General features: G+C 58.3%; 18 protein-coding genes. 14 read left to right on the top strand and 4 right to left on the bottom strand.

Translation table 11 applies throughout. The features are described 5' to 3' along the window. Window positions 1-9: 9 nt before the first annotated feature. From trpA to AB1724_06785, 4 genes are all read left to right on the top strand, one after another. Entirely contained in the window at window positions 10-807 is a 798-nt protein-coding gene (gene trpA / locus AB1724_06800; GenBank protein MEW6077499.1) for a tryptophan synthase subunit alpha, read from the top strand. Then, the gene (locus AB1724_06795; protein ID MEW6077498.1) at window positions 807-2,747 is read left to right on the top strand and encodes a TaqI-like C-terminal specificity domain-containing protein; all 1,941 of its coding nucleotides are present in this window, start codon (window positions 807-809) and stop codon (window positions 2,745-2,747) included. Before trpA ends, AB1724_06795 begins: the two co-directional genes overlap by 1 nt. A 98-nt stretch (window positions 2,748-2,845) precedes the next feature. Continuing rightward, window positions 2,846-3,124, top strand: a complete 279-nt coding sequence (locus AB1724_06790) for a type II toxin-antitoxin system prevent-host-death family antitoxin (protein MEW6077497.1) — start codon at window positions 2,846-2,848, stop codon at window positions 3,122-3,124. After that, window positions 3,124-3,534: a type II toxin-antitoxin system VapC family toxin gene (locus AB1724_06785; GenBank protein ID MEW6077496.1), complete on the top strand. Its 411-nt coding sequence runs from the start codon at window positions 3,124-3,126 to the stop codon at window positions 3,532-3,534. Before AB1724_06790 ends, AB1724_06785 begins: the two co-directional genes overlap by 1 nt. A 36-nt stretch (window positions 3,535-3,570) precedes the next feature. Here AB1724_06785 and AB1724_06780 read toward each other — a convergent pair whose 3' ends face one another. Then, complete coding sequence (locus AB1724_06780; protein MEW6077495.1) at window positions 3,571-3,963, bottom strand: hotdog fold thioesterase; 393 nt, start codon at window positions 3,961-3,963, stop codon at window positions 3,571-3,573. A 193-nt stretch (window positions 3,964-4,156) separates the two neighbouring features. On the opposite strand from AB1724_06780, the gene AB1724_06775 reads away from it, so the two are divergent. The 6 genes from AB1724_06775 (at window position 4,157) to AB1724_06750 (ending at window position 13,476) form a co-directional block, all read left to right on the top strand. Continuing rightward, complete coding sequence (locus AB1724_06775; protein MEW6077494.1) at window positions 4,157-4,972, top strand: enoyl-CoA hydratase-related protein; 816 nt, start codon at window positions 4,157-4,159, stop codon at window positions 4,970-4,972. Between the two features lie 355 nt (window positions 4,973-5,327). After that, window positions 5,328-6,908 carry a hypothetical protein gene (locus AB1724_06770; GenBank protein ID MEW6077493.1) on the top strand — a complete coding sequence of 527 codons (1,581 nt, stop codon included), beginning with the start codon at window positions 5,328-5,330 and terminating at the stop codon, window positions 6,906-6,908. A gap of 182 nt (window positions 6,909-7,090) precedes the next feature. Next, window positions 7,091-7,546, top strand: a complete 456-nt coding sequence (locus tag AB1724_06765) for a hypothetical protein (protein ID MEW6077492.1) — start codon at window positions 7,091-7,093, stop codon at window positions 7,544-7,546. A 148-nt stretch (window positions 7,547-7,694) separates the two neighbouring features. Then, window positions 7,695-9,017, top strand: coding sequence for a TolC family protein (locus tag AB1724_06760; GenBank protein MEW6077491.1), 1,323 nt, complete (start codon window positions 7,695-7,697; stop codon window positions 9,015-9,017). A 9-nt stretch (window positions 9,018-9,026) separates the two neighbouring features. Continuing rightward, entirely contained in the window at window positions 9,027-10,385 is a 1,359-nt protein-coding gene (locus AB1724_06755) for an efflux RND transporter periplasmic adaptor subunit (protein ID MEW6077490.1), read from the top strand. 10 nt (window positions 10,386-10,395) lie between these two features. Then, window positions 10,396-13,476: a CusA/CzcA family heavy metal efflux RND transporter gene (locus tag AB1724_06750; protein MEW6077489.1), complete on the top strand. Its 3,081-nt coding sequence runs from the start codon at window positions 10,396-10,398 to the stop codon at window positions 13,474-13,476. On the opposite strand, the gene AB1724_06745 is transcribed toward AB1724_06750, so the two are convergent. Further along, complete coding sequence (locus AB1724_06745; GenBank protein ID MEW6077488.1) at window positions 13,468-13,683, bottom strand: BadF/BadG/BcrA/BcrD ATPase family protein; 216 nt, start codon at window positions 13,681-13,683, stop codon at window positions 13,468-13,470. The genes AB1724_06750 and AB1724_06745 overlap by 9 nt on opposite strands. A 17-nt stretch (window positions 13,684-13,700) precedes the next feature. Then, window positions 13,701-14,990, bottom strand: coding sequence for a GMC family oxidoreductase (locus tag AB1724_06740; GenBank protein MEW6077487.1), 1,290 nt, complete (start codon window positions 14,988-14,990; stop codon window positions 13,701-13,703). Window positions 14,991-15,201: 211 nt separating this feature from the next. Here AB1724_06740 and AB1724_06735 point away from each other — a divergent pair, with 211 nt between their 5' ends. Together AB1724_06735 and AB1724_06730 are read left to right on the top strand one after the other, a co-directional pair. After that, window positions 15,202-15,501, top strand: a complete 300-nt coding sequence (locus AB1724_06735; GenBank protein ID MEW6077486.1) for an antibiotic biosynthesis monooxygenase — start codon at window positions 15,202-15,204, stop codon at window positions 15,499-15,501. Window positions 15,502-15,509: 8 nt separating this feature from the next. Further along, the gene (locus AB1724_06730; GenBank protein ID MEW6077485.1) at window positions 15,510-16,022 is read left to right on the top strand and encodes a rubrerythrin family protein; all 513 of its coding nucleotides are present in this window, start codon (window positions 15,510-15,512) and stop codon (window positions 16,020-16,022) included. 7 nt (window positions 16,023-16,029) lie between these two features. Here the strand turns inward: AB1724_06730 and AB1724_06725 are convergent, their stop codons facing one another. After that, window positions 16,030-16,872 carry an alkylmercury lyase family protein gene (locus tag AB1724_06725; protein ID MEW6077484.1) on the bottom strand — a complete coding sequence of 281 codons (843 nt, stop codon included), beginning with the start codon at window positions 16,870-16,872 and terminating at the stop codon, window positions 16,030-16,032. A gap of 193 nt (window positions 16,873-17,065) precedes the next feature. Between AB1724_06725 and AB1724_06720 the strand changes: the two genes are divergently transcribed. Both AB1724_06720 and AB1724_06715 read left to right on the top strand, forming a co-directional pair. Next, complete coding sequence (locus AB1724_06720) at window positions 17,066-19,600, top strand: pyruvate formate lyase family protein (GenBank protein MEW6077483.1); 2,535 nt, start codon at window positions 17,066-17,068, stop codon at window positions 19,598-19,600. A gap of 22 nt (window positions 19,601-19,622) precedes the next feature. Beyond that, window positions 19,623-20,408 (top strand): class I SAM-dependent methyltransferase, encoded by a 786-nt coding sequence (locus tag AB1724_06715; protein MEW6077482.1) that lies wholly within the window; start codon window positions 19,623-19,625, stop codon window positions 20,406-20,408. Window positions 20,409-20,890 lie beyond the last annotated feature (482 nt).

The following is a 20,890-nucleotide window of genomic DNA, read 5'->3' as shown; positions in this document are numbered from 1 at the left end:
GACGCATATATGGACCGCATCAACGAAACCTTTCAACGGCTGGCCGCGCAAAAGGAAAAGGCGCTGGTGGGCTTTGTGACCGCCGGGGATCCGAATCCGGCCGTATCGAAACAGATCATATCCGCCATGTGCCGCTCCGGCCTGGATATTCTGGAACTGGGCGTGCCCTTTTCCGACCCCACGGCCGACGGGCCGGTCATTCAGCGCTCCTCGGAAAGAGCCCTGAAAAAGGGGACGACCCTGTCCACCGTGCTGGACATGACGGCCGACTTGAGAAAAGAGACCGAGGTGCCCGTCATCATCTTTTCTTATTACAACCCGATTTTTTCCTACGGCGTTGAATCTTTTTACCGGGCCGCCGTTGACGCCGGCGCTGACGGGGTGCTGGTGGTGGACCTGCCGCCGGAAGAGTCCGACGAACTGACCGCCTGCTGGACCGGCAAGGGTTTTTCCCTGATCCGGCTGGTGGCGCCCACCACCCCGCCGGAGCGGGTGGCCGTCATCACCACCGCGGCCAGCGGATTTGTCTACCTGGTCTCCATGACCGGTGTTACCGGCTCCGCCGGCCTGCAGACCGATCCCATCGCCGATCTCTGCTTACGGGTCAGAAAAACCACGACCCTGCCCGTGTGCGTGGGCTTCGGCATCTCCACCGCCGACGATGTGGCCCGGGTATCAAAGGCGGCCGACGGCGTGGTCATCGGCAGCGCTTTTGAGCGTTTGATCGAGGAAAATCTGGACAACCCTGGCCTGCCGGAGCTTGTGGCCGAACGGGTCCGACAGTACAAAGCGGCCACCAGGGTCTGATGGCGGAACGGCGCGTCATCATGGCCGGGGAAGCGGCCCGGCTGCTGAATATCTCGGAGGCCACGGTGCGCAACTGGGTCCGGCACGGATATCTGACGTGTGTGCCGGGCACCCGCAAGGCGTATTTGCACAGCGACGTCATCCGCCTCAAAAAGCAACTGGCCGCCGGATCCATCGACCGGCTGAACCAACGGGCCAACAAGCTCCGGCTGCGCCGAACGATTACGCCTTCCGAATACGCCGGCAGCGCCGATCTGGTTGGAATGGCAGAGGCGCTTTGCCGGCGCTTTGCCGGCGCGGGCCTTGATCTGGAAAAAACCCTGTTCGTGCTGGCGGCCCGGCTGCTGGAGATAAAGAACGAAGTCCGGGTACGGAACGGGGCCGATGTTTTTTCCGTCCGGGCCTTTACGCACTGGCGTCGGTTGTCGCTTAAGCGGGAAATGACGGACTGGCTCCGGGAGTTAAAAAGCCGGCCGACCGGCCGGGGTGCCGGGTACGCCGACATATTCCGTTCTTTGGACCGGGTCGGGCACGCGGACCTTCTTGGCTTTATTTATCAATCCCTGCTGTTTGAAGGCCGCCGGTCCGGCCAGGGTCTTTACTACACGCCGGTGGAACTGCTGGATGGTGTTTTTGACGGCCCTTGTTCCGGGGGCCGGTTTCTGGACCCCTGCTGCGGCACTGGTCAGTTCCTGGTCCACGCCGCCGGGCGCGGCTATCGGCCGGAAGACCTGTACGGCTTAGACCTGGATCCTATCGCCGTCCGCCTGGCCCGCATCAACCTGCTGCTGGCCTTTGCCGACCAGGAATTCTCGCCCCATATTTTTGTCGCCGATTTTCTGGATCCAAAAGCGGCGTCCTGCCGCGGTCAGCGTTTCGAAATGATCGCCACCAATCCGCCCTGGGGGGCGGTTTTCACCCCGGCCCGGCGGAAAAAATTGAGGCAGGCTTATCCCTTTATCGCTTCCGGCGAGTCTTTTTCCTTTTTTCTGGCCGCCGCCCTGGAGGCGCTGGAGAGAGACGGCCGGCTCTCCTTCATTCTTCCGGAATCGTTTCTGAACATCCGGGCTCACCATGACATCCGGGAGCACCTGCTCTCTCACGCCTCCCTGACCAGCGTGACATTTCTGGGAAGGCGCTTTTCGGGAGTGCTTTCGCCGGTGATCCGGCTTGACGCCGGCAAACACCTCCCCGCGAAAACGGCGCGGACGCGCGTGATCATCGAGAATGGGCGGGTTCATGCCGTGCCTCAAGCCCGGTTTTTGAAAAACGGACACCGTACGATTGACGCCCGCCTGACCGAAACCGAGGCGGCCGTGATAAAAAAAATATACGACTTTCCTCATGTAACGCTCAACGGCGCGGCCGACTGGGGCCTGGGCATTGTCACCGGCGACAACCGCAAATACGTGACGGATAAATGCCGTCAAGGCATGGAGCCCGTATATCGGGGCAAGGACATCGAGCCCTATCGCCTGAAAAAACCCGGTGCCTATCTTCGTTTTACACCGGAGCGGTTCCAGCAGACCGCGCCGGAGCAAAAATACCGGGCAAAAGAAAAACTGGTTTACCGGTTCATTTCAAGGCGGCTGATTTTTGCCTGTGACAACAGCGGTGCCCTTACCCTCAACAGCGCCAATATTCTTATTCCGAAACTGGTCGGTTATCCGGTAAAGGCCGTTCTGGGGGTGTTGAATTCACGGGTATGCGGATTCGTGTTCTTAAAAAAATTCCATACGCACAAGATCCTGCGGGGCGATCTGGAGACCCTTCCCCTTCCCCTTCTGGGCGCGACTCAATTGAAGCGGCTGGCGGATCTGGTGGACCGGGCCATGGCCGGTGAAGACGTCGGCGATGCCATTGACGGTTTGATCATGACTGTCCTGGGGCTGACGGAAGAGCAGCGGCGGGTTGTGCTTGACGCGACAAGGCCGGGTTGAGGGCATCTTTAAAAAGAAATTATTGATTATAGCCAGAAAAAAGGCTACATTTCAAATCTGGTATTGTGAATGTTTAGAGACAGCATAGAGGTGCGACCATGAAAAAAACCTATACGATTTCAGAAGCAAAGAATCGACTGCCTGCCATTATTCATCGTGTGGAAATTGGCGCAACCGCTCAATTGACAAGACATGGCAAACCGGTTGCCGTGCTGGTATCGATCAATGAATACAATAAAACAAAAAAACAGGGGTCTTCTTTCTGGCAAGCCCTTTGTGCTTTTCGAGAAACAGTAAAACGCCGTAACTTTTCCACAGATGAGTTTCCTGACAACCTGCGGGACAAGGCAGCGGGTAGAAGAGTGGTATTCAAATAATGTTTCTGCTGGATACGAATATTATTTCGGAAATGGTTAAAAAAACGCCGAACGCGGGCGTGATGAATAAGCTTGAGTTGCATCAGGACAAACTCTTCACAGCTGCTCCGGTCTGGCATGAACTCAACTTCGGCTGTCAACGGCTTCCGGCCTCATCCAGAAAGAAACAGCTTGAGATCTTTCTTGAAACCGTCATTCGGCAGACGATGGGGATCCTCCCTTATGATGCAACCGTGGCGGCTTTGCATGCCGCCGAAAGAGCCCGGTTGTCCGCAACGGGGAAAACGCCCTCCTTTGTTGACGGTCAGATTGCGGCCATTGCCATGATCAACAACCTGACCCTTGTCACCCGCAATCTGAACGACTTCAAGCTGTTTAAGAAGTTGTCCCTGGAAAACTGGTTTGTATAAGCGGGCAAGCCTGTTCCATCATCTCCCCGTGGTTACCTATTTCGGCGTTTTGCGGAAGGCCACGCCCTGCATGGAGGCCACGGTCTCGCCCCGGTCGTTGGCGACCGTCATCAGGTAGGTGCCCAGTTTGCGGCTGACGGAGACTTCTCTGGCCTCGGCGGTCAGGCGGTCGCCGACCGCGGCGGCTTTCAGAAAGGAAACACTGACGGACACCGCCACGGCGTCAATGCCGTGGGAATTGCAGGCCGCGGCAAAGGCCAGATCGGCCACGGTGAAGATGGCGCCGCCGTGGGCCATGTCCAGCCCGTTGAGATGTTTTTCTTCGATGGTCATTTCCGCTTTCGCATAACCCGCCGACACCTCAAGCAGGCGAACGCCGACCGTTTCCGCGAAGCGGTCTTTATCCACGGCCGTGCTGATGAATGTCATGACTGCTCCTCTTGATATGGTGTTGTCCGGACCATACGGTTCCGGCCGGACGTTCCGCTTTTCACGAAAAAAAGTTATCCGATTTGAACCGAAGAAGCAACAGCAAGAAAGATGTCTTCCCGCTTGTTATTTATGGATAACCATATATCCTTACGGTTGTCACAAAAAAATTGGCGGTGAACCATAACAACAAATGAAGGAACTGACAATGACGGACAAGCCCATACTGCTCGAAGAGGTGAAAGACCACATCGGTCTTCTGACCATAAACCGGCCGGAAAAACGCAATGCTCTTTCTCCGGAATTGCTGGTGATGATTCATCTGACACTTTCCCGCTGGTCACAGACGGATGACATCCGCGCGGTAGTCATCAGCGGCGGCAGTGATAAAGCATTTTCTTCCGGCTATGATGTCTCCGCCATTCCCACCCATGTTCCGCCCGAGATGGCCGAGTTGCTGAAAACACAAAATCCCCTGACCCTGGCCCTGGACAGCGTCCGCAACTACCCCTATCCGGTCATCGCAATGATGAACGGATACGCCTTCGGCGCCGGGCTGAATCTCGCCATCTGCTGCGACATCCGCATTGCCGTGGACACGATCAAGGTCGGCATGCCGCCGGCCCGGCTGGGGCTGGTTTATCATCCCGACGGATTGAAGCAGTTCGCCGATGTCCTGGGATCGGCGGTTACCCGGGAGGTGTTTTTTACCGCCCGGACCTATGAGGGCGCGGAAGTGCTGGCAACCGGATTCGTTCATCGCCTGGCACCGGCGACCGACCTGCGTACCATCACGTTCGACATCGCGCGTCAGATCGCCGGTAATGCCCCGCTGTCCTTAAAGGGGATGAAAGAGATCATGAACATGCTGGCCCGGTCGGCTGAATTCAAACCGCAGGATCTGGCCCGGGCGGAAATCATTATCAAGGAGTCTTTTGCCAGCCGGGACCTGGCTGAAGGCCAGACCGCTTTTCTGGAAAAGCGGCCGCCCGTGTTCACCGGCAGGTAGTCAATGGGCGCATGTCGCGGATTGAATATGGAGCGCAATCGCGGCATCGCGTCATAAGGCATTGTTTAACCCTGGTGTTTAACGTTGCCCTGAAATATTAGCGTACGGTTAGCAAAAAAGGTTGACAAAAAAAACATTAGAAGTTAAAGGACGGAAAACGATGACGGTTCCTCTCTTGTGGATTATTTCCAACCCTGGTTCATAATCTAACGGGAAGGAGGGATGCTTGTCATACGGCAACGGGTTTGACACCCATGCTCTCTTAGTTTTTCCAAACAGCGCAGCGATGTGCTGATCAGGATGTGCGTGTTTTTAAGCATTTCATTTGTAATATTTAAAGAAAAGGAGAGGTATCATGAAAAAATGGCTAGTGGTATGCGTATTGGCATCCCTGGCTCTGGTGCTGACGTTGCCGGCACTGGCCGTGGATGTCGACTTTTCCGGAGAGTACCGGATCAGAGGGTTTTATAACGACAATCCCACCTTGCAGGATGACGGGGAAAAAGATTCCGCCTCCTGGCTGGATCACCGTTTCCGGCTGCAGGCTGTCCTTAACGCCAATGACAAGGTGTCCATAACCACCCGCGCGGATGTGTTTGACGATCAAACTTTCGGCGATGAAGACCTTTTTTTCGATGGCGACGGTCATGCGGATAATGACGACATTGACGTGGACGCCGTTTATATGACCATCATGTCTCCCATCGGCCTGTTCAAGGGCGGCCGCATTCCCGGCGGCAGCGCCTGGGGAACCGACCTGGGCAACACCGGCGTGGATTATTCCTTTGACCGCCTCGAATATTTCGCGGCGACCAAAGAAAAAGATCTTGTTTTTGGCGCGCTTTATGAAAAACTGGTCGAGGACAACACCCTGGGCGATGTCGACGATGAAGGGGACTGCGATTCCTACTACGTGCTGGGCGTCCTTAAGAAAGACAAAGTGGAGGCCGGCATGGCCTTGCGGTATCAGGATGTGGATGAGGTCGCCGACCTGGTGGACAACCTTCCCCTGATTGAAGTCGTTGATCTGTATTCGGCCGGCACCGACATTTCCGCCCTGGCGCCAATGGTGGGCTATCCGACGGGAACCTATTACATGGACCTGCGGCAGAGCGTGCCCGCCACCTCACCGTTGGGACAGACCCTCGGCGCGGCCAACGGCCTGCCTCCCGGTACGGGCGTCCCCGTCCCGGCGACGCCTCTGGCCTCCGGGATTTCCGGCATCTACTACAGCTATGAAAATCTGCAGAACTACGCCCTGGCGCCCTATGTCAAAGCCTCTTTCGGTGTCATTGGCCTGGAAGCGGAAGTCATTTATGAAATGGGTGAATACGAAGCCGCCAACAGAGGGATTACCTTTCTTGATGCCAACCTGCAGCCGGTTGCCTTTGATGATCGCGACATTGACGCCCTGACCTTTAAGGTGGAAGCGTCCGCAGATTTGGAAAAAGCAGCTTTCAATCTGGGTTACGCTTCGGCCCAGGGCCAGGATTACGGTGAGCTGCTGAAAACGGACGGGGATATCACCATCGGCAACCTGCTGTATCATGGAATCGGGGATGATTTCAGGCCGCTCATGATTCTGACCGGCGATGCCGGCGGCCAGCCCCTCAACAACGGCTATACCACCATGTTCTCCGGCGTGAACCTGCTCTATGCCGGCGCCTCCTTCCCGCTGAACGACAAGCTGACCCTCCGGGGCGCTCTGGGCCAGGCCTGGACCGATGAAGACGATTACAGCGGCGGCGATGATGACCTAGGCTTTGAAGTCGACCTGGGCCTTACCTGGAAGATCATGGACAACCTGGTCTACCTGGCTGATGTCGGTTATCTGGATGAAGGGGACGAGATTTTGGCCGGTACCGCCCTCCTTCCGGCCGCGGGTAACGGGGATGCCACCTTCGCGGTCTCCAATGAGATCAAGGTGACCTTCTAAAACGGACGCAGCCAGTCTTAAGATTACCGATGAACAAAACCCAAAAAACCCCCGGGGTTTTCTCCCCGGGGGTTTTTGGGTCAGGCTCAACGCCAAGAGGACCCACAACATAACCATGCGAGAAAGGCTGATAAACAAAAGAAAAGGCTGTCCGGGAGTCCCTGCCCGGAGGCATTTCTTAGTTGACAACGGAACTTTCACGGCTATATTTTAAAAACATGAGACAATGGATCCGACATAAACAGACCGGTTACATTCTATTGATTCTGCAGGCCTTCTTCCTGTCCCTGCCGGTCAGCCACGCGGGCGACCTCGTGCTCTGTTACCGGAGTGCCGGACAGGTCGAAATTGAGTTCAAAGGCCAGGAGGGATGCGCTTCCTGCACCCGGCCCGGCGAACAGCCGCAAGACCCGTCTTCCTGTTACTGCGTGGATATTCCCCTGTCCAGAGAAGCAACGGAACATGCCGCGATTCCAAGCAGCGGAAGCGGGCAGATCATGCCTGACCCCTGCCTTTCCGCGCTCACCTCCGGAGTCGTTTGCCCGCCTTGTCCGGGCAGCGGATTTTTTTTCTCTTCCTTTTTTCTTTGCACCCACTCCGTTCACGAATCGCTCCGCACTACCGTTTTGCTGATTTGAAGTTTTCCGAAGTAATCCAATTTCATACCACCGGATAAATCACCACCCGTCAGGTTCCTGTTGCCGGAGTGTCCGTCGGTTTTTCGCGCACAAGCCCGCGAGCCGGACATGACGGTATTTTACAAACGATTATTTTCAGGAGAACTTCATGTTTTCAGACAGACGACTATGGATCATGTTTATCCTGCTGGTTCTGCCGGCATTATCCGGAGTCGCGTTTTCTTCTTCTCCGCCCGCGGATCCGGAGGAAATGCCCGCCGAGAACCCCACCGGCGTGATCACGCTGGAACGGGCTCTTGCCCTGGGCTTCTCGCAGAATCCCGAACTGGCCTCCTGTTCATGGACGGTACGCGCGGCGGAGGCAAGAAGAATCCAGGCGGGCCTGCTGCCCAACCCTGAACTGGAGGCGGCCATTGAAAATTTCGGTGGCGACAACGGGCTTGAAAAATTTGACGGCGCGGAAACCACCCTTCAGATCCGCCAGACATTCGAACTGGGCGGAAAACGCGCCGTTAGAAAACAGACCGCGGAACTCGAAAAAGAGACCGCCCTGCAGGAGTACGAAAGCAGGCGCCTGGAGGTACAGGCCGGTATCATCAAATCTTTCTGGGACGTTATCGCGGCCCAGGAAGACTGCGCCATCGCCGGAGAAATCTCAGCGGTTGCGGCGGACGCTTATCAGGTCGCGGCCGAACGGGTCAAGTCGGGCAAAGTAGCGCCCATCGAAGAGATCCAGGCGCAGGTCACCATGGCAACCGCGCGGATCGACCATGAGCAGGCGGAACGGATGCTGGAAACCGCCCGGAAACGGCTGGCCGCGACCTGGGGACGCGCCCGGCCGGAATTTGAAAAAGCGGTCGCCGACCTTGCCACCCCGGCGCCGCCACCGCCCCTGGGCAGCCTGACGGCGGAGATGATCCGGAACCCGGACATCGTTCGTTGGGATACGGAAGAGGAAATCCAACGGATGCGGATCCGGATGGCCGACGCGGAGCGGATCCCCGATCTGACGGTCGCTGCCGGACCCCGCTATTTTAATGAATCCGACGATACCGCCTTTGTCATGAGCCTGTCCCTGCCCGTTCCGGTATTCGATCGTAATCAGGGAGCCACCCGGGAAGCGCGATCGGACCTGGCCGGAATCCGGCTGAGCCGGAAAGCCGCCATCCTGAAGGCGGAAAATGATCTGGGTGAGGCGTACCAGACCCTGACAGCCTCCTTTTCAACCGCTGAATCCCTCGCAACAACGGCAATTCCGGCGGCTGAGACCGCGTTTTCGGCGGCCAGGGAAGGATACCGCGAGGGCAAGATCAATTATATCGCGGTTCTGGAAACCCGGAGAGCTTATGTTGAAGTCAGACGGCAATATGTCTCCGCCATTGCCGACTATCATAAATCAAAAGCGGACATCGAACGTCTGATCGGCCGTGAAATACATGAACCACCTTCATCCGTCAATTTACCCCGGTAAGGAGAACATATGAAAAAACTACCATTGATCATAGCGGTTTTGGCCCTGCTGATGGCAGCGGGTGTCGGGTTTTCATTAATAAACAACCACGCCGAATCCTCTTCCGGCCGGCCGGCCGATGAACACGCGGAAGCCGCGCACGAGCATGCCGACACCCATGACCACTGCGCTGCGGGCGAGACATCTGACCTTGACCGAACCCTGGAGGACCTGTGGGCCGCTGTCTGTGAACATGACATTCCCCACTATACCTGTGACGAGTGCCGGTATGAACTGGGCGTCGTCAAGCTGTCCGACCAAATTTTTTTCGCGGACGGCCGCGACGGCCTTGTGTCCACGGCCCTACCGGAAGAACGAACCATGGGCCGGCCGTTATCCCTGACCGGCGAAGTGGTCACCAACGACCTGAAATCCGTACGGGCGGCGAGCGTGGTTTCCGGCGTCATTCGAAAGATCATGACCGATATCGGCGGACGGGTATCCAGAGGAGAGGCGCTTTTTGAAATCGACAGCCCGGAGGCGGCCGAAGCCAGGGCGGATTATCTGAAGAAAGCTGCCGCCGCGACTCTGGCGGGCCGGACCGCCGAACGCGAAGCCGGTCTGTTTGCCAAAAAAATCGCCGCGGAAGTGGAGGTGCTGGAGGCCAGGAACCGACAGATGGAGGCGGAAATCGAACTGGCCGGCTCGCGCTCCCGGCTGGAACGGATGGGGCTATCTGCCGGTGATATCGAATCCCTGGCCGCGGCCAGCCCGGCGGCCGTCAACGGCATTCTGCGGATACCCGCGGCCATTGACGGCATGGTCCTGGAGCGGTTTGCCGGCCCCGGAGACCGGGTGGAGGCCGGACAGGAGGTCATGCTCGTTTCCGACATATCCGAAGTGTGGATCAACGCCGATATCCGGGAAGCCGATGCCCAGTCCCTTTCGCTTTCCGGCGGCCCTATTCCCTGTGAGATCCGATCGCCGGGAGGAAACGGCGTCGTCCTGCCGGGAACGCTGGAGGCGGTTTCCGGAAAAATGGATGAAACCACGCGGACCATCCGGGCGCGGGTCAGCGTGAAGAATCCCGACGGACGCCTGCGGCCCGGTATGTTCGTCAACGTGGACGTAATCTCCCGGACCGCCGGCACTGCCGTTCTGGCGGTTCCGGACAGGGCGGTACTTTCCGATGAAGGGCGGACGTTTGTCTTTGTCCACAAGGACGGCGAATACTGGGTCCGACGTCCGGTGGAAACCGGCGACAGTTCCGGGGGCTTCACGGAGATCCGCCAGGGCCTTGCCAGGGATCAGGCAGTGATCGCCGACGGTTCGTTTCTGCTGAAATCGGACGTGCTCAGGGAAAAAATGGGCGCGGGCTGCGCGGATTAGGAGAAAAAACATGACGAAACTATTTGAAGGAATTCTCCGGTTCCGGTTTCTGACCCTGACCGTTACCGGCCTGATCATTCTGGTCGGGACCCTCGCCTGGACGAGGCTTCCCATCGACGCTTTTCCGGACGTGACCACTGTTCAGGTCATGGTCCTGACGGAAGCCGAAGGATTGTCGGCGGCTGATATCGAACAACAGGTGACCTATCCCATCGAACAGCAGATGGGCGGCGTCCCCGGCATGGTTTCGGTCCGTTCTCTTTCCAAGGCCGGGCTTTCCCAGGTATCGGTGGTTTTTGAAGATGACGTGGATATTTATTTTGCCCGGCAGCAGGTATTCGAGCGGATTCAGCTGGCCCGGTCCAGCCTGCCGCCGGCGGTTGAACCGGAGCTGGGTCCCATCAGCACCGGCCTTGGAGAGATCTTCCAGTACACCCTGGACAGCGAAAGCCTGTCGTCCATGGAATTGCGCAGCCTCCAGGACTTTCTTGTTGCCCCCCGCCTGAAGCCGCTCCGGGGAGTCAACGAGGTCAACAGCTTCGGCGGCTTTGTCCGTCAGTATCACGTTCTGGTGAATCCGGATGCCCTGCTCAAATATAACCTGACCCTGCGGGACGTGGTGGAGGCGGTGGGAAACAATAACGCCAACGCCGCCGGAGGCGTTATCGTCCGCGGCGACGAGCAGACCTATATCCGGGGCCTCGGACAGCTGACCGGTATCGGCGATATTGCCGGCATCGTCATCTCCGCCCATGACGGCATACCGGTTCATGTCGGGGATGTGGCGGCAGTGGAAATCGGCCCGCAACCCAGACAGGGAGCGGTGACCCGGGACGGCAAGGGCGAAGCGGTGGCGGGCATGGTCATCATGCTGCGCGGGGAAAATTCAAAGGACGTGGTCGCCCGGGTGAAGGCGGCCATTCCGGAAATCCAGAACAGCCTTCCTGCGGGCGCCCGGATCAACGTCTTTTACGACCGCACGGCCCTGATAGAAGCCTGTATCCATACCGTCATGAAAGCGCTGACCGAAGGCGCCGTTTTTGTCATTTTCATCCTGTTCCTGTTCGTGGCCGAGTTCCGGACCGCCCTGATTGTCGTGGCCTCCCTTCCCCTCACCTTTCTGGCCTCCTTTATCATCATGGGCTGGGCGGGTATCAGTTCCAATCTCATGAGCCTGGGCGGGCTGGCTTTCTCCGTGGGCATGGTGGTGGATGCTTCCATTGTCATCGTCGAGAATATCCGGCGGCATTTTGCCGAACAGACCGACAACGGTCTCCGCCGGCAGATCGTTGTGGAAGCCCTGCGGGAAGTGGCGCGCCCGGTGGCCTTTTCCATTTTGATCATCGTGATCGTGCTGGTTCCCCTGTTCACGCTTCAGGGCATCGAGGGAAAAATGTTTCTGCCGCTGACGCTGACCATGATTATCGCCATTCTGGTTTCCCTGGTGGTGGCCCTGACCATCGTGCCGGTTTTGTCGGAAATGGTGTTGAAACAGGAAAGGGAGAAGCAATTTTCTTTCATCCGGAAATTTCATAACGGCTATCTGCGGCTGCTGACCGCGGCCCGCAAAAAAACAAAGCTGACGGTGGGACTGTCGCTGCTGAGCATTCTTTTCGCGGCGCTGCTCATCCCCCGGATCGGGACGGAATTCATCCCCCACCTGGACGAAGGCGCCATTGCCGTTAATGTGGTTCGCCTGCCCAATGCCTCACTGGACGGTTCCAGGGATGTGGCGACTTTTATGGAAAAACGGCTGCTGAAGAATTTTCCCGAAGTCGTAACTGTAATTAGCAAAACCGGCCGGGCCGAAATTTCGGAAGATCCCATGGGACCGGAACAGACCGATCTCTTCATCATGTTAAAACCCGTGAAAGCATGGAAAACGGGCAGGACCAAAACGGAGCTGGTGGATGCAATCCAGAAGGAACTGTCGACCGTTCCCGGTGTCCGTCTCTCCTTCTCGCAGCCCATTGCCCTGCGGGTCAACGAACTGATCTCCGGCGTGAAAAGCGATCTGGCGGTAAAGATATATGGCGAGGACCTGGAAAAACTGAAGGGATTTTCAGACCGTATCGCCGGGAAACTCAACGCCGTTCCCGGTGCCCGGGATGTCAGGGTGGAGCAGGTCTCGGGAATGGAACAGATCGAGATCGCCTATAACCGGCGGGAGATGGCCCGGTTCGGGATTAATGTGGCGGATATAAATGAAGTCGTGGAAACCGCCCTGGCCGGACGCGTGGCCACACAAGTCGCGGAAGGCCAGAAGCGAATCGCCGCCGTGGTAAAATTTCCGGAGCATGTCCGCAACGACATGACTGCCATCGCGGGCCTCATGGTTCCCGGGGCCGGTGGCGCGCGCGTGCCGCTGAACCGGATCGCCGATATCGCAACAGTGGAAGGCCCGGCCCAGATCACCCGGGAAAAGGGCATGCGCCGGGTAGCCGTTGAGGTCAATATCAGGGGCCGGGATCTGGGCGGATTTGTGGCGGAAGTAAAAGAACAACTGGCCGGCATGGAACGGGAGCTTCCCGCCGGGTATTTTCTGGAGTATGGCGGCCAGTTTGAAAACCAGCAGCGGGCCATGCGACGTCTGGCCATCGTGGTGCCGATCGCGCTGGTTCTGATCCTTCTGCTTCTTTATCTGGCGCTGGGATCGATCAGGGATTCTTTGCTGGTGATTCTGAACCTGCCCTTTGCCCTGGTCGGGGGGGTCATCGCAATCTGGGTTTTCGGCATGCCGCTTTCCGTTTCCGCCGCGGTTTCCTTTATCGTCCTGCTGGGCATCGCGGTGCAGAACGGCGTGGTACTCATGTCCTTTTTCAGCCAGCTCCGTCAAAGCGGCAAAAGCGTTGCTGAAACGGTCCGGATCGGCTGCGATTTACGCTTCAGACCGCTTCTGATGACGGCCCTGACCAGCTTCATCGGGCATCTTCCCATGCTTTACGCGACAGGATCGGGGGCGGATATTCAGAAGCCGCTGGCGGTAGTGGTCATGGGCGGGCTGGTCACGTCCACGGTTTTGACGCTGATTGTCCTGCCGACCATTTATGACTGGCTGGAATCCGGGCGAAAATCCGCCGGCTCACTTTGATAGCGGATTTCGGGCCAGCAGGGCCGCGCCCATGGCGCCGACGATTCCGGGGTCCACGGGCAGGGGGGTGATTTCGGATGACAGAAGTTGCCGGAGATGGTGCATCACGCCGGTGTTTTTTGCCACCCCTCCGACAATGGCCGCCGGCGGTCTGTAATTGATTTTTAGGGCCAGGGAACAGGCCCGCCCGGCAACGGCCCGATGCAGTAAAACGCCCCGGTAAATTACAGTGTTTTGGCCAGATGCCTGGCCAGGGCGATAAGGGTCAGGGTGGGCGGCCTTCCCGGCGAACGGGGAAAGACCGAAGCGTCGCAGACAAACAGATTTTTGGCCGCGAACGCTTCCAGATGATCGTCCACCACCCGCCCGATGGCGGCCGTACCGCCGGGGTGTCCGCCGACATTGTGATCGACCATGAAGGTGTCCGGATCGGCCCCGGCTTTGAGCATGATTTTTTTACAGGCTTCGGTGCCCCGCACAAACCGTTCCCGGTCTTCGGGCAGATAAGGCTTGGTGATTTTTTCCCTGATACTGATGGTTCCGCCGGGCGAGTCCCCGATCTTGGTAAACATGCCCATGACCCGGGGCAACCTGCCGGTGACGGCAGCGGTTCCCATGGATTTGGCCAGGCGCAGCATCTTGTTGCCGAAGACCGGCAGCGCGCCGATGGTGCCCACCAGGAACCCTTCCGTTTCCACGAACTGCTCCGAGGCAAAGCAGAAGGTCATTTCGTTTTTCGGCCCCAGCTCCCGGCCGATGGCGTAGACCACGTTCATGGGATCGATGAAAAAGCCTTCTCCCGCTTTTTTTATGCCGGAGCGAAGCAGGATGGCCGGGGTGCCGATGCCGCCGGCGGAAATGACGATTTTATTAGCGCGGATTTCATCCACATGGGGGGATTTTACGAAAATTCCACGAGCGGCGCCGTTTTCGATGATGACCCTGTCGACGAACGCGCCGGTAAACAGCCTGGCACCGTTTTGTTCACCCTCCTGCACATAACTCCGGGCCGTCCACTTGGCCCCGCGGCGGCAACCCAGCATGCAGTCGTCGCAGGAAGGATGGCATTTGCCGGGATCGATGAACTTCTGCTGGGGGACGAGCTGAATGCCGACGTCCGCGGCCGCTTCCACCAGTCGCAGGGTGCAGGGCCATTTTCTATAAAACGATTCGGGCAGGGGCGCGATCATCAACTCCTCCTTGGTCTGGCGGGTCTCCTCGGAAAGATCGATGCCCAGTTCCGTTTTCAGCCAAGACGGCGGGTCATAGGCGTTGCCGTTGTACACCACCGACGAGCCGCCCACGGTGATGCCCCGGGCCATCAGTCCGCCGCCCCTGGGCCGGACCAGTTTGTTGATGGTCAGCAGCGAGGCGTAACGGCCCACCGCCCACTGGTTCCAGGTGCCGCGTTCCACCAGCACCACGTCCCTGCCCTGTCCGGCCAGTTGCCGGGCCACGGTAGCGCCGCCCGGCCCGGTTCCGACCACGACCACATCGGTTTCAATGCGTGCCATTTCCGCCTCCCCGCAACGGATAAGGAGATATCCGGTTGATGAAAAAGTTTATCCATGGCCGCCGATGATGTCAAAAGAATTCAACCTCCGCAAAACACGAGGCCGGGACGTTTTGCTTGATTCGCGGCGGGGCCTTTGTTAAAACATATTCAGCGGCCCGTTGGTTCAAACGATCATGAAACGAGGTTACCTTATAATACGGAGGTGTTTCATGCTGGCGAAAATCCTCATCAAAAGGCATTTTAAACAGGAGTTCACCCCGGAAGTCATCGAATTGCTGCACAACCTGCGGGGGGCGGCCTTGACCCAGCCCGGCTACATATCCGGTGAAACCCTGACCCGGCCGGGTGATCCGTGCCGGATGCTGGTCATCGGAACGTGGCAGAGTCTGGATTCCTGGCACCAGTGGCAAAAAAACGAACGCCGCCGGGAACTGGACGCCGAGCTGGACATCCTGTTGGAAGAACCGGCCACTTACGAGGAATACGTGGTCGGTTGGTCTAAAACATAGGAGGCGCGATGAAAGAAAAAACCAGAAGCAATGTGTATACCGCCTTTGTCGGCGAAGCCAAGGCCTATTTCCGGCTGCTCGCCTATGCCGAAAAAGCCGAGCAGGAAGAGATCCCCCAGATGGCCCTGCTGTTCCGGGCCATTGCCGAAGCCGAGCGGGTTCATGCCACCCGACAGCTTTCCCTGGTCAAGGACCTGGTCGTCAAGGACACGGATACCAACCTGGAAAATTCCTTTCAGCGGGAAAAAACCGTCAGCGAAAACGTTTATCCGGATTTCATCAAGGACGCCGAGGACGAAGGGGAAACCGTCGCGGCCCAGGTGTTCAGCCATGCCCGGGACGCGGAGTCCTATCACGCCAAGCTTTATGAACGGGCCATTTACGACGTCATCAAGGACAAGGTCAGCGCCTATTATGTCTGCCAGGTCTGCGGGTATGTGAGCGACAAGAAAGCGCCGGATAACTGCCCGGTCTGCGGCGCGCCCAAAGAGAAGTTCAAGACCGTCGGCGAAGGCGCCTGATTCGGCATCAGAAGGTGATGCGCATAAACGGCTTCAGACCGTGGCGGCGCATGGACAGCAGCATGCCCGGCGTGGGCAGGAAAAACGGATCGAAAAAATGGAACCCCAGGCCGGGGATCTGTTTGGTGAATCCGTGCCGGCGGGGTTGAAACACCATCCTGGACAGGGGCAGGGTCAGCTTGTAGTCGTAATCCAACCGGCCCTCGGCCACGATGCCGACAAACCGGGCGGTGGTTTCCGGGTCCCGCAGGGCACCTTTGACGCCGGGATGATTGTTCTGCCAATCCCGGGCCGCGGCTTCGGAAGCGAAAAAGCTGTTAAAATCGCACCAGCCCACGACATTATCGGGCAGCTTCCGCAACGGAAAGCCGAAGTGCACCACCAGGGTGGCGGGCGAAAAATTGATCAGCGCTCCGTCCCGGCCGACCAGCCGGACCGGCTCGCCGGTCTGACGGCAGCGCGACTCCACCACGACCTCTTTTCCCGGAAACATGGATGAGATACCGCAGCATTCCACGGCGCATTCGCCGTACCATTTTTGCACCCCGTCCACGCTGATCCGGTAGTGATTTTTAAAGGCGGCAAACGGCCGCACATAAAAAATTTCGCCGGCCTTGGGCAGCCCCCCGTCCACGGGTTCGTCCTGAAACGTCTCCTGCCGGGCGTGGGCCTCGGTCTGAAGGGCGACGACCAGGGCCGCTTCCAGGTCATGAAGGATGGCGGACATGGCCTCCACGGTCATATTGTGCCGCCGGCTCAGCTCCGCCACGGCAGGACAGGTGCCGTGGGCCAGAATATGGTCCATGAGGGTTTTTCGAACCTGCAGGGCGGTATCGGACAGCGTTGCCATAAGGGGGCCTCCTTATTGAATAAATGGCCGTCAGCCTGGTTGAAAGCGTTGCAATATCGGTACGATAATTTTTATAGGGCAGAACAATAAAAAATGTCAACGCAAAACCCTTGCGCCGGATTCCGCCTTTCATCTTTGATCCGCCGGGAATGGCAATGGAACAAAATCAACAGGCATGGTATTATGATTATGTATGTGTTTTGAATCCCTTCAGCAGAAGAAAGCCGCCATGACCGACATCCATCCTTTCAATCAATGTTATAAAGACCTGATCCTCAACGCCGACTACGAAATCTGCCTTGAGCGGGCAAAATATTACACGGAAAGTTTCCGTCAAACCGAAGGCCAACACCCCTCCATCAGGGCCGCCAGGGCCCTGCATCACACCCTGTCGCATATGGCGCTCTACCTCCTGGACGGCGAGCAGATCGCGGGCAACCGCTCCAGCAAAACACTGGGCGTGGTCTTGCCCGTGGAGCGCGGGGACGTCAACGTCATTCTGGACATGGAGCTGGACCCGCTGCTCAAACGCAATCGCCAGCCGTTTCACATCGACCCCGAAGACCGCAGAATTCTGGAGCAGGACATCCTGCCCTACTGGAAAGGCCGGACCGTTCGGGACCGCAAGAAAACCGCCTGGAAGGTTAACGGCCTGGACTTCAAACCGGCCATCAATCCTTTCAGTCTCATCAAACGTAAAAAAGCCCTGAACCTGGGCCGATTGAGAAAATTTACCGGCGTACCGGGAACGGGTCTGGGATACGCCCTGAAGGGAATGCAGGAAGTGCTGCACAACAATCCGGCCATGGTCATGAACGTGTTTGACGTGCAGGGGCATCTGATTCTGGGACTGCGCAATATTCTGGCCGAAGGGTTTGCCGGGGTAAAGGCCCGGGCCGAACGGCGGCTGGAACAGGCGCGGCGGGAAAACGACGCGGACGGCGCCGGTTTTCTGGAGGGTGTCATCATCAGTTGTGAAGCCATTGAGGTCCTGGCCAACCGTTTCGCGGCCCTGGCCGCGGACAAGGCAGCCGCGTCCCCCGACCCGGAAAACAAAGCCCGGCTCCTGGCCATGGCCGACCGCTGCCGGCACGTGCCCATGAATCCGCCCCGGAATTTTCATGAAGCGGTGCAGGCCATGTGGCTGACCCTGGTCGGCGGACTGGTGTCCCACGGCATGGTCGGCATCCTGGCCATCGGCCGTTTCGACCAGTACCTTTATCCCTGGTACGCGCAGGACAAGGCGGCCGGCACGCTGACCGGCGATCAGGCCCTCCGGCTCATGGAAGAGCTGCTGATCAAGTGCGCCGCCAATCTCATGATTCTGCCTTATGTCGGCAAGAATACCGGCAACGAGCTGGGCTCGGACAGCTGCGTACCCACCGTGGGCGGCGTGGATGCCGACGGCCGGGACGCGGCCAACGAACTGTCCGGCATCATCCTGGACGCCTTTGCCAACGTTAAATCCCTGGGCAACAGCTTCACCATCCGGTTGTCTGAAAAAAATCCGGACTGGTTCTGGAAAAAAGCCCTGGCCACCTTTCGCCGCACTTCCGGGGCGGCCCTGTTCAACGATGAAATGGTGGTCCGGGCCCTGGAATGCTGCGGCATGCCGACCGCCGAGGCCCGCAATTATGGTGTTATCGGGTGCGTGGAGCCCACCGGCGACGGCGATACTTTCGGCTGCACCTCGGGCAACGACATCTCCCTGGCCGCGGCCGTGGAAATGGCCTTGAACAACGGCCGGCTGCGGGTCATGGGCAAGCGCATCGGCCCGGCCACCGGCGATGCCAGAAAGTTTACGACTTTTGACGACCTGATGAACGCCTTCAAACAGCAGGTGGCCTTCATGGTGGATACCGTGGCCCGGGCAGTGAACCTCAAGGACGAGGTGTACGGCAGGGAGTTTCACAACCCCTATATTTCCGCCACCCTGACCGGGTGCGTGGACAATGCCCGGGACATGACCCGCGGCGGGGCGAAATATAATTTTGCTTCCATCAGCGGCCGGGGCCTGGGCACGGCCGTGGATTCCCTGGCCGCGGTCAGGGACATGGTCTTTGACCGGAAACTCCTTACCATGCCGGCCCTGCTCGACATGCTGGACGCCAATTTTGAAAACCAGGAGGTGTTCCGCCAGCGGCTGCTTCATCAGGCGCCCAAATACGGCGCCGACAACCCGGGCGCCGACGCTATCGCGGCCGAGGTGTGCGCTTTTTTCTGCGACCAGGTGACGGCCAGACGCTCCATCCGCAACGGTCCCTTCCGGCCGAGCTTTTTCTCTTACGGCATGCACGTGCTGGAGGGCCTTTATATCGGCGCCTTGCCCAACGGCCGCAAGGCCGGCGAGCCGGTCTCCAACAGCCTCTCCCCGTCCAACGGCACGGAGAAAAAAGGGCCCACCGGCGTGCTGCGGTCCGTGTCCCGGCTGGATCACTCTAAGATTTCCAACGGCCTGGCCGTCAATATCAAGCTGTCGCCGGCCCTGTTTGCCGGCGAGGAGCGGCTCAACAAGATGGTGGCCCTGATCAAAGGCTATTTTACCGAAGGCGGCATGGAGCTTTCGCCCAACGTGGTCTCCAACCGGACCCTCAAAGAGGCCCAGCTTCACCCCGAGGACTACAAAGACCTGGTCGTGCGGGTGTCCGGCTATTCAGCCCTGTTCACGGACCTGGGCAAGCCCCTGCAGGATGAGATCATCAGCCGCACGGAATTCGGAGAGATATAAGGGAAGAAGGAGCTTTTCCGCAATGGACATTCCACGGCTCTTCAACATCACCGAAAGTGCTCACCGCATCCATAATCCGTTCACACCCGAAAAGCTCGCCACTCTCGGCGAGGCGCTGCGCTTGGAAACGGGGACCCGCGTGCTCGACCTCGGCAGCGGTTCGGGGGAGATGCTGTGCACCTGGGCACGCGATTACGGCGTCATCGGCACCGGCATCGACATGAGCCGGTTGTTCACCGAGCAAGCAAAACTGCGTGCTGAAGAACTCGGTGTCGCCGATCAAGTCAAGTTCATCCATGGCGACGCCGCCGGCTTCGTCTCCGACGAGAAGGCCGGTGTGGCAGCCTGTGTCGGCGCCACCTGGATCGCCGGGGGAGTCGTAGGCACCATCGCGCTTCTGGCGCGGAGCCTCCGCCCAGGAGGGATCATCCTCATCGGCGAGCCCTACTGGCGGCAGTTACCGCCGACGGATGATGTTGCCAGGGGGTGTCTGGCCGGCTCAATCTCCGACTTTCTCCTGCTTCCGGAACTTCTCGCGTCTTTCGGCCGCCTCGGCTACGACGTCGTGGAAATGGTTCTGGCGGACCAGGACGGCTGGGACAGGTACGAGGCGGCCAAGTGGCTCACCATGCGCCGATGGCTTGACGCCAATCCCGACGACGAGTTGGCAAAAGAGGTTCGAGCCAAACTGACCTCGGAACCCGAGCGCTACGCCGCCTACACGCGTGAATACCTGGGCTGGGGCGTGTTCGCGCTGATGGAGCGGCCCTCCGTTGAGGCAGAAAAGCGGATTTCAGCATCCGCATAAACGAGCAAGGTCGGCCAAGAATGTCGGGTCGGCCAACAATGTCGGGTCAACCTGTCGGGTCGGCCTTCAGGCCGCCAGCTAACATGTTACGGAGGGAACGGCTTGGATTTCGGTGCCATGATACTCTTTTCTCGTATCTCTTTTGTCCTGATGGAGGAATCGGGCCGGGGGGGCCTGTGAGAAATATCTTATGCCATTAATTTCACATCGAGCGAGGGAAATTCGTATGCTGGCACTACATTCATAAAAGCAACAAAAATACGTCATCGTATTTAAGCCATCATGTACTAAGGCAGGATTAACAAACAGCCAAGCGGGAATTCAGGAAGCGATTTGAATGAGAATTAAGAGCCTTTCTGGACGTGGCGGACGACGCTCTAAAAAGGAAGTTCGGCAATTGGCCATTGCCTGGAAACGGACCTTGGCAAACCGCTGCAGGATGAGATCATCAGCCGCACGGAATTCGGGGAGCTATGAGGGAG

It is taken from the genome of Thermodesulfobacteriota bacterium (assembly GCA_040753795.1).
Classification (GTDB): domain Bacteria; phylum Desulfobacterota; class Desulfobacteria; order Desulfobacterales; family Desulfosudaceae; genus JBFMDX01.
This window is presented reverse-complemented; position numbering and strand designations above follow the sequence as displayed.

Excerpts from the sequence above, each read along its gene's own strand:
- trpA (MEW6077499.1), top strand. The coding sequence starts at position 10 with ATGGACCGCATCAACGAAACCTTTCAACGGCTGGCCGCGCAAAAGGAA.
- AB1724_06795 (MEW6077498.1), top strand. The coding sequence starts at position 807 with ATGGCGGAACGGCGCGTCATCATGGCCGGGGAAGCGGCCCGGCTGCTG.
- AB1724_06790 (MEW6077497.1), top strand. The coding sequence starts at position 2,846 with ATGAAAAAAACCTATACGATTTCAGAAGCAAAGAATCGACTGCCTGCC.
- AB1724_06785 (MEW6077496.1), top strand. The coding sequence starts at position 3,124 with ATGTTTCTGCTGGATACGAATATTATTTCGGAAATGGTTAAAAAAACG.
- AB1724_06780 (MEW6077495.1), bottom strand. The coding sequence starts at position 3,963 with ATGACATTCATCAGCACGGCCGTGGATAAAGACCGCTTCGCGGAAACG.
- AB1724_06775 (MEW6077494.1), top strand. The coding sequence starts at position 4,157 with ATGAAGGAACTGACAATGACGGACAAGCCCATACTGCTCGAAGAGGTG.
- AB1724_06770 (MEW6077493.1), top strand. The coding sequence starts at position 5,328 with ATGAAAAAATGGCTAGTGGTATGCGTATTGGCATCCCTGGCTCTGGTG.
- AB1724_06760 (MEW6077491.1), top strand. The coding sequence starts at position 7,695 with ATGTTTTCAGACAGACGACTATGGATCATGTTTATCCTGCTGGTTCTG.
- AB1724_06755 (MEW6077490.1), top strand. The coding sequence starts at position 9,027 with ATGAAAAAACTACCATTGATCATAGCGGTTTTGGCCCTGCTGATGGCA.
- AB1724_06750 (MEW6077489.1), top strand. The coding sequence starts at position 10,396 with ATGACGAAACTATTTGAAGGAATTCTCCGGTTCCGGTTTCTGACCCTG.
- AB1724_06740 (MEW6077487.1), bottom strand. The coding sequence starts at position 14,990 with ATGGCACGCATTGAAACCGATGTGGTCGTGGTCGGAACCGGGCCGGGC.
- AB1724_06735 (MEW6077486.1), top strand. The coding sequence starts at position 15,202 with ATGCTGGCGAAAATCCTCATCAAAAGGCATTTTAAACAGGAGTTCACC.
- AB1724_06730 (MEW6077485.1), top strand. The coding sequence starts at position 15,510 with ATGAAAGAAAAAACCAGAAGCAATGTGTATACCGCCTTTGTCGGCGAA.
- AB1724_06725 (MEW6077484.1), bottom strand. The coding sequence starts at position 16,872 with ATGGCAACGCTGTCCGATACCGCCCTGCAGGTTCGAAAAACCCTCATG.
- AB1724_06720 (MEW6077483.1), top strand. The coding sequence starts at position 17,066 with ATGTGTTTTGAATCCCTTCAGCAGAAGAAAGCCGCCATGACCGACATC.
- AB1724_06715 (MEW6077482.1), top strand. The coding sequence starts at position 19,623 with ATGGACATTCCACGGCTCTTCAACATCACCGAAAGTGCTCACCGCATC.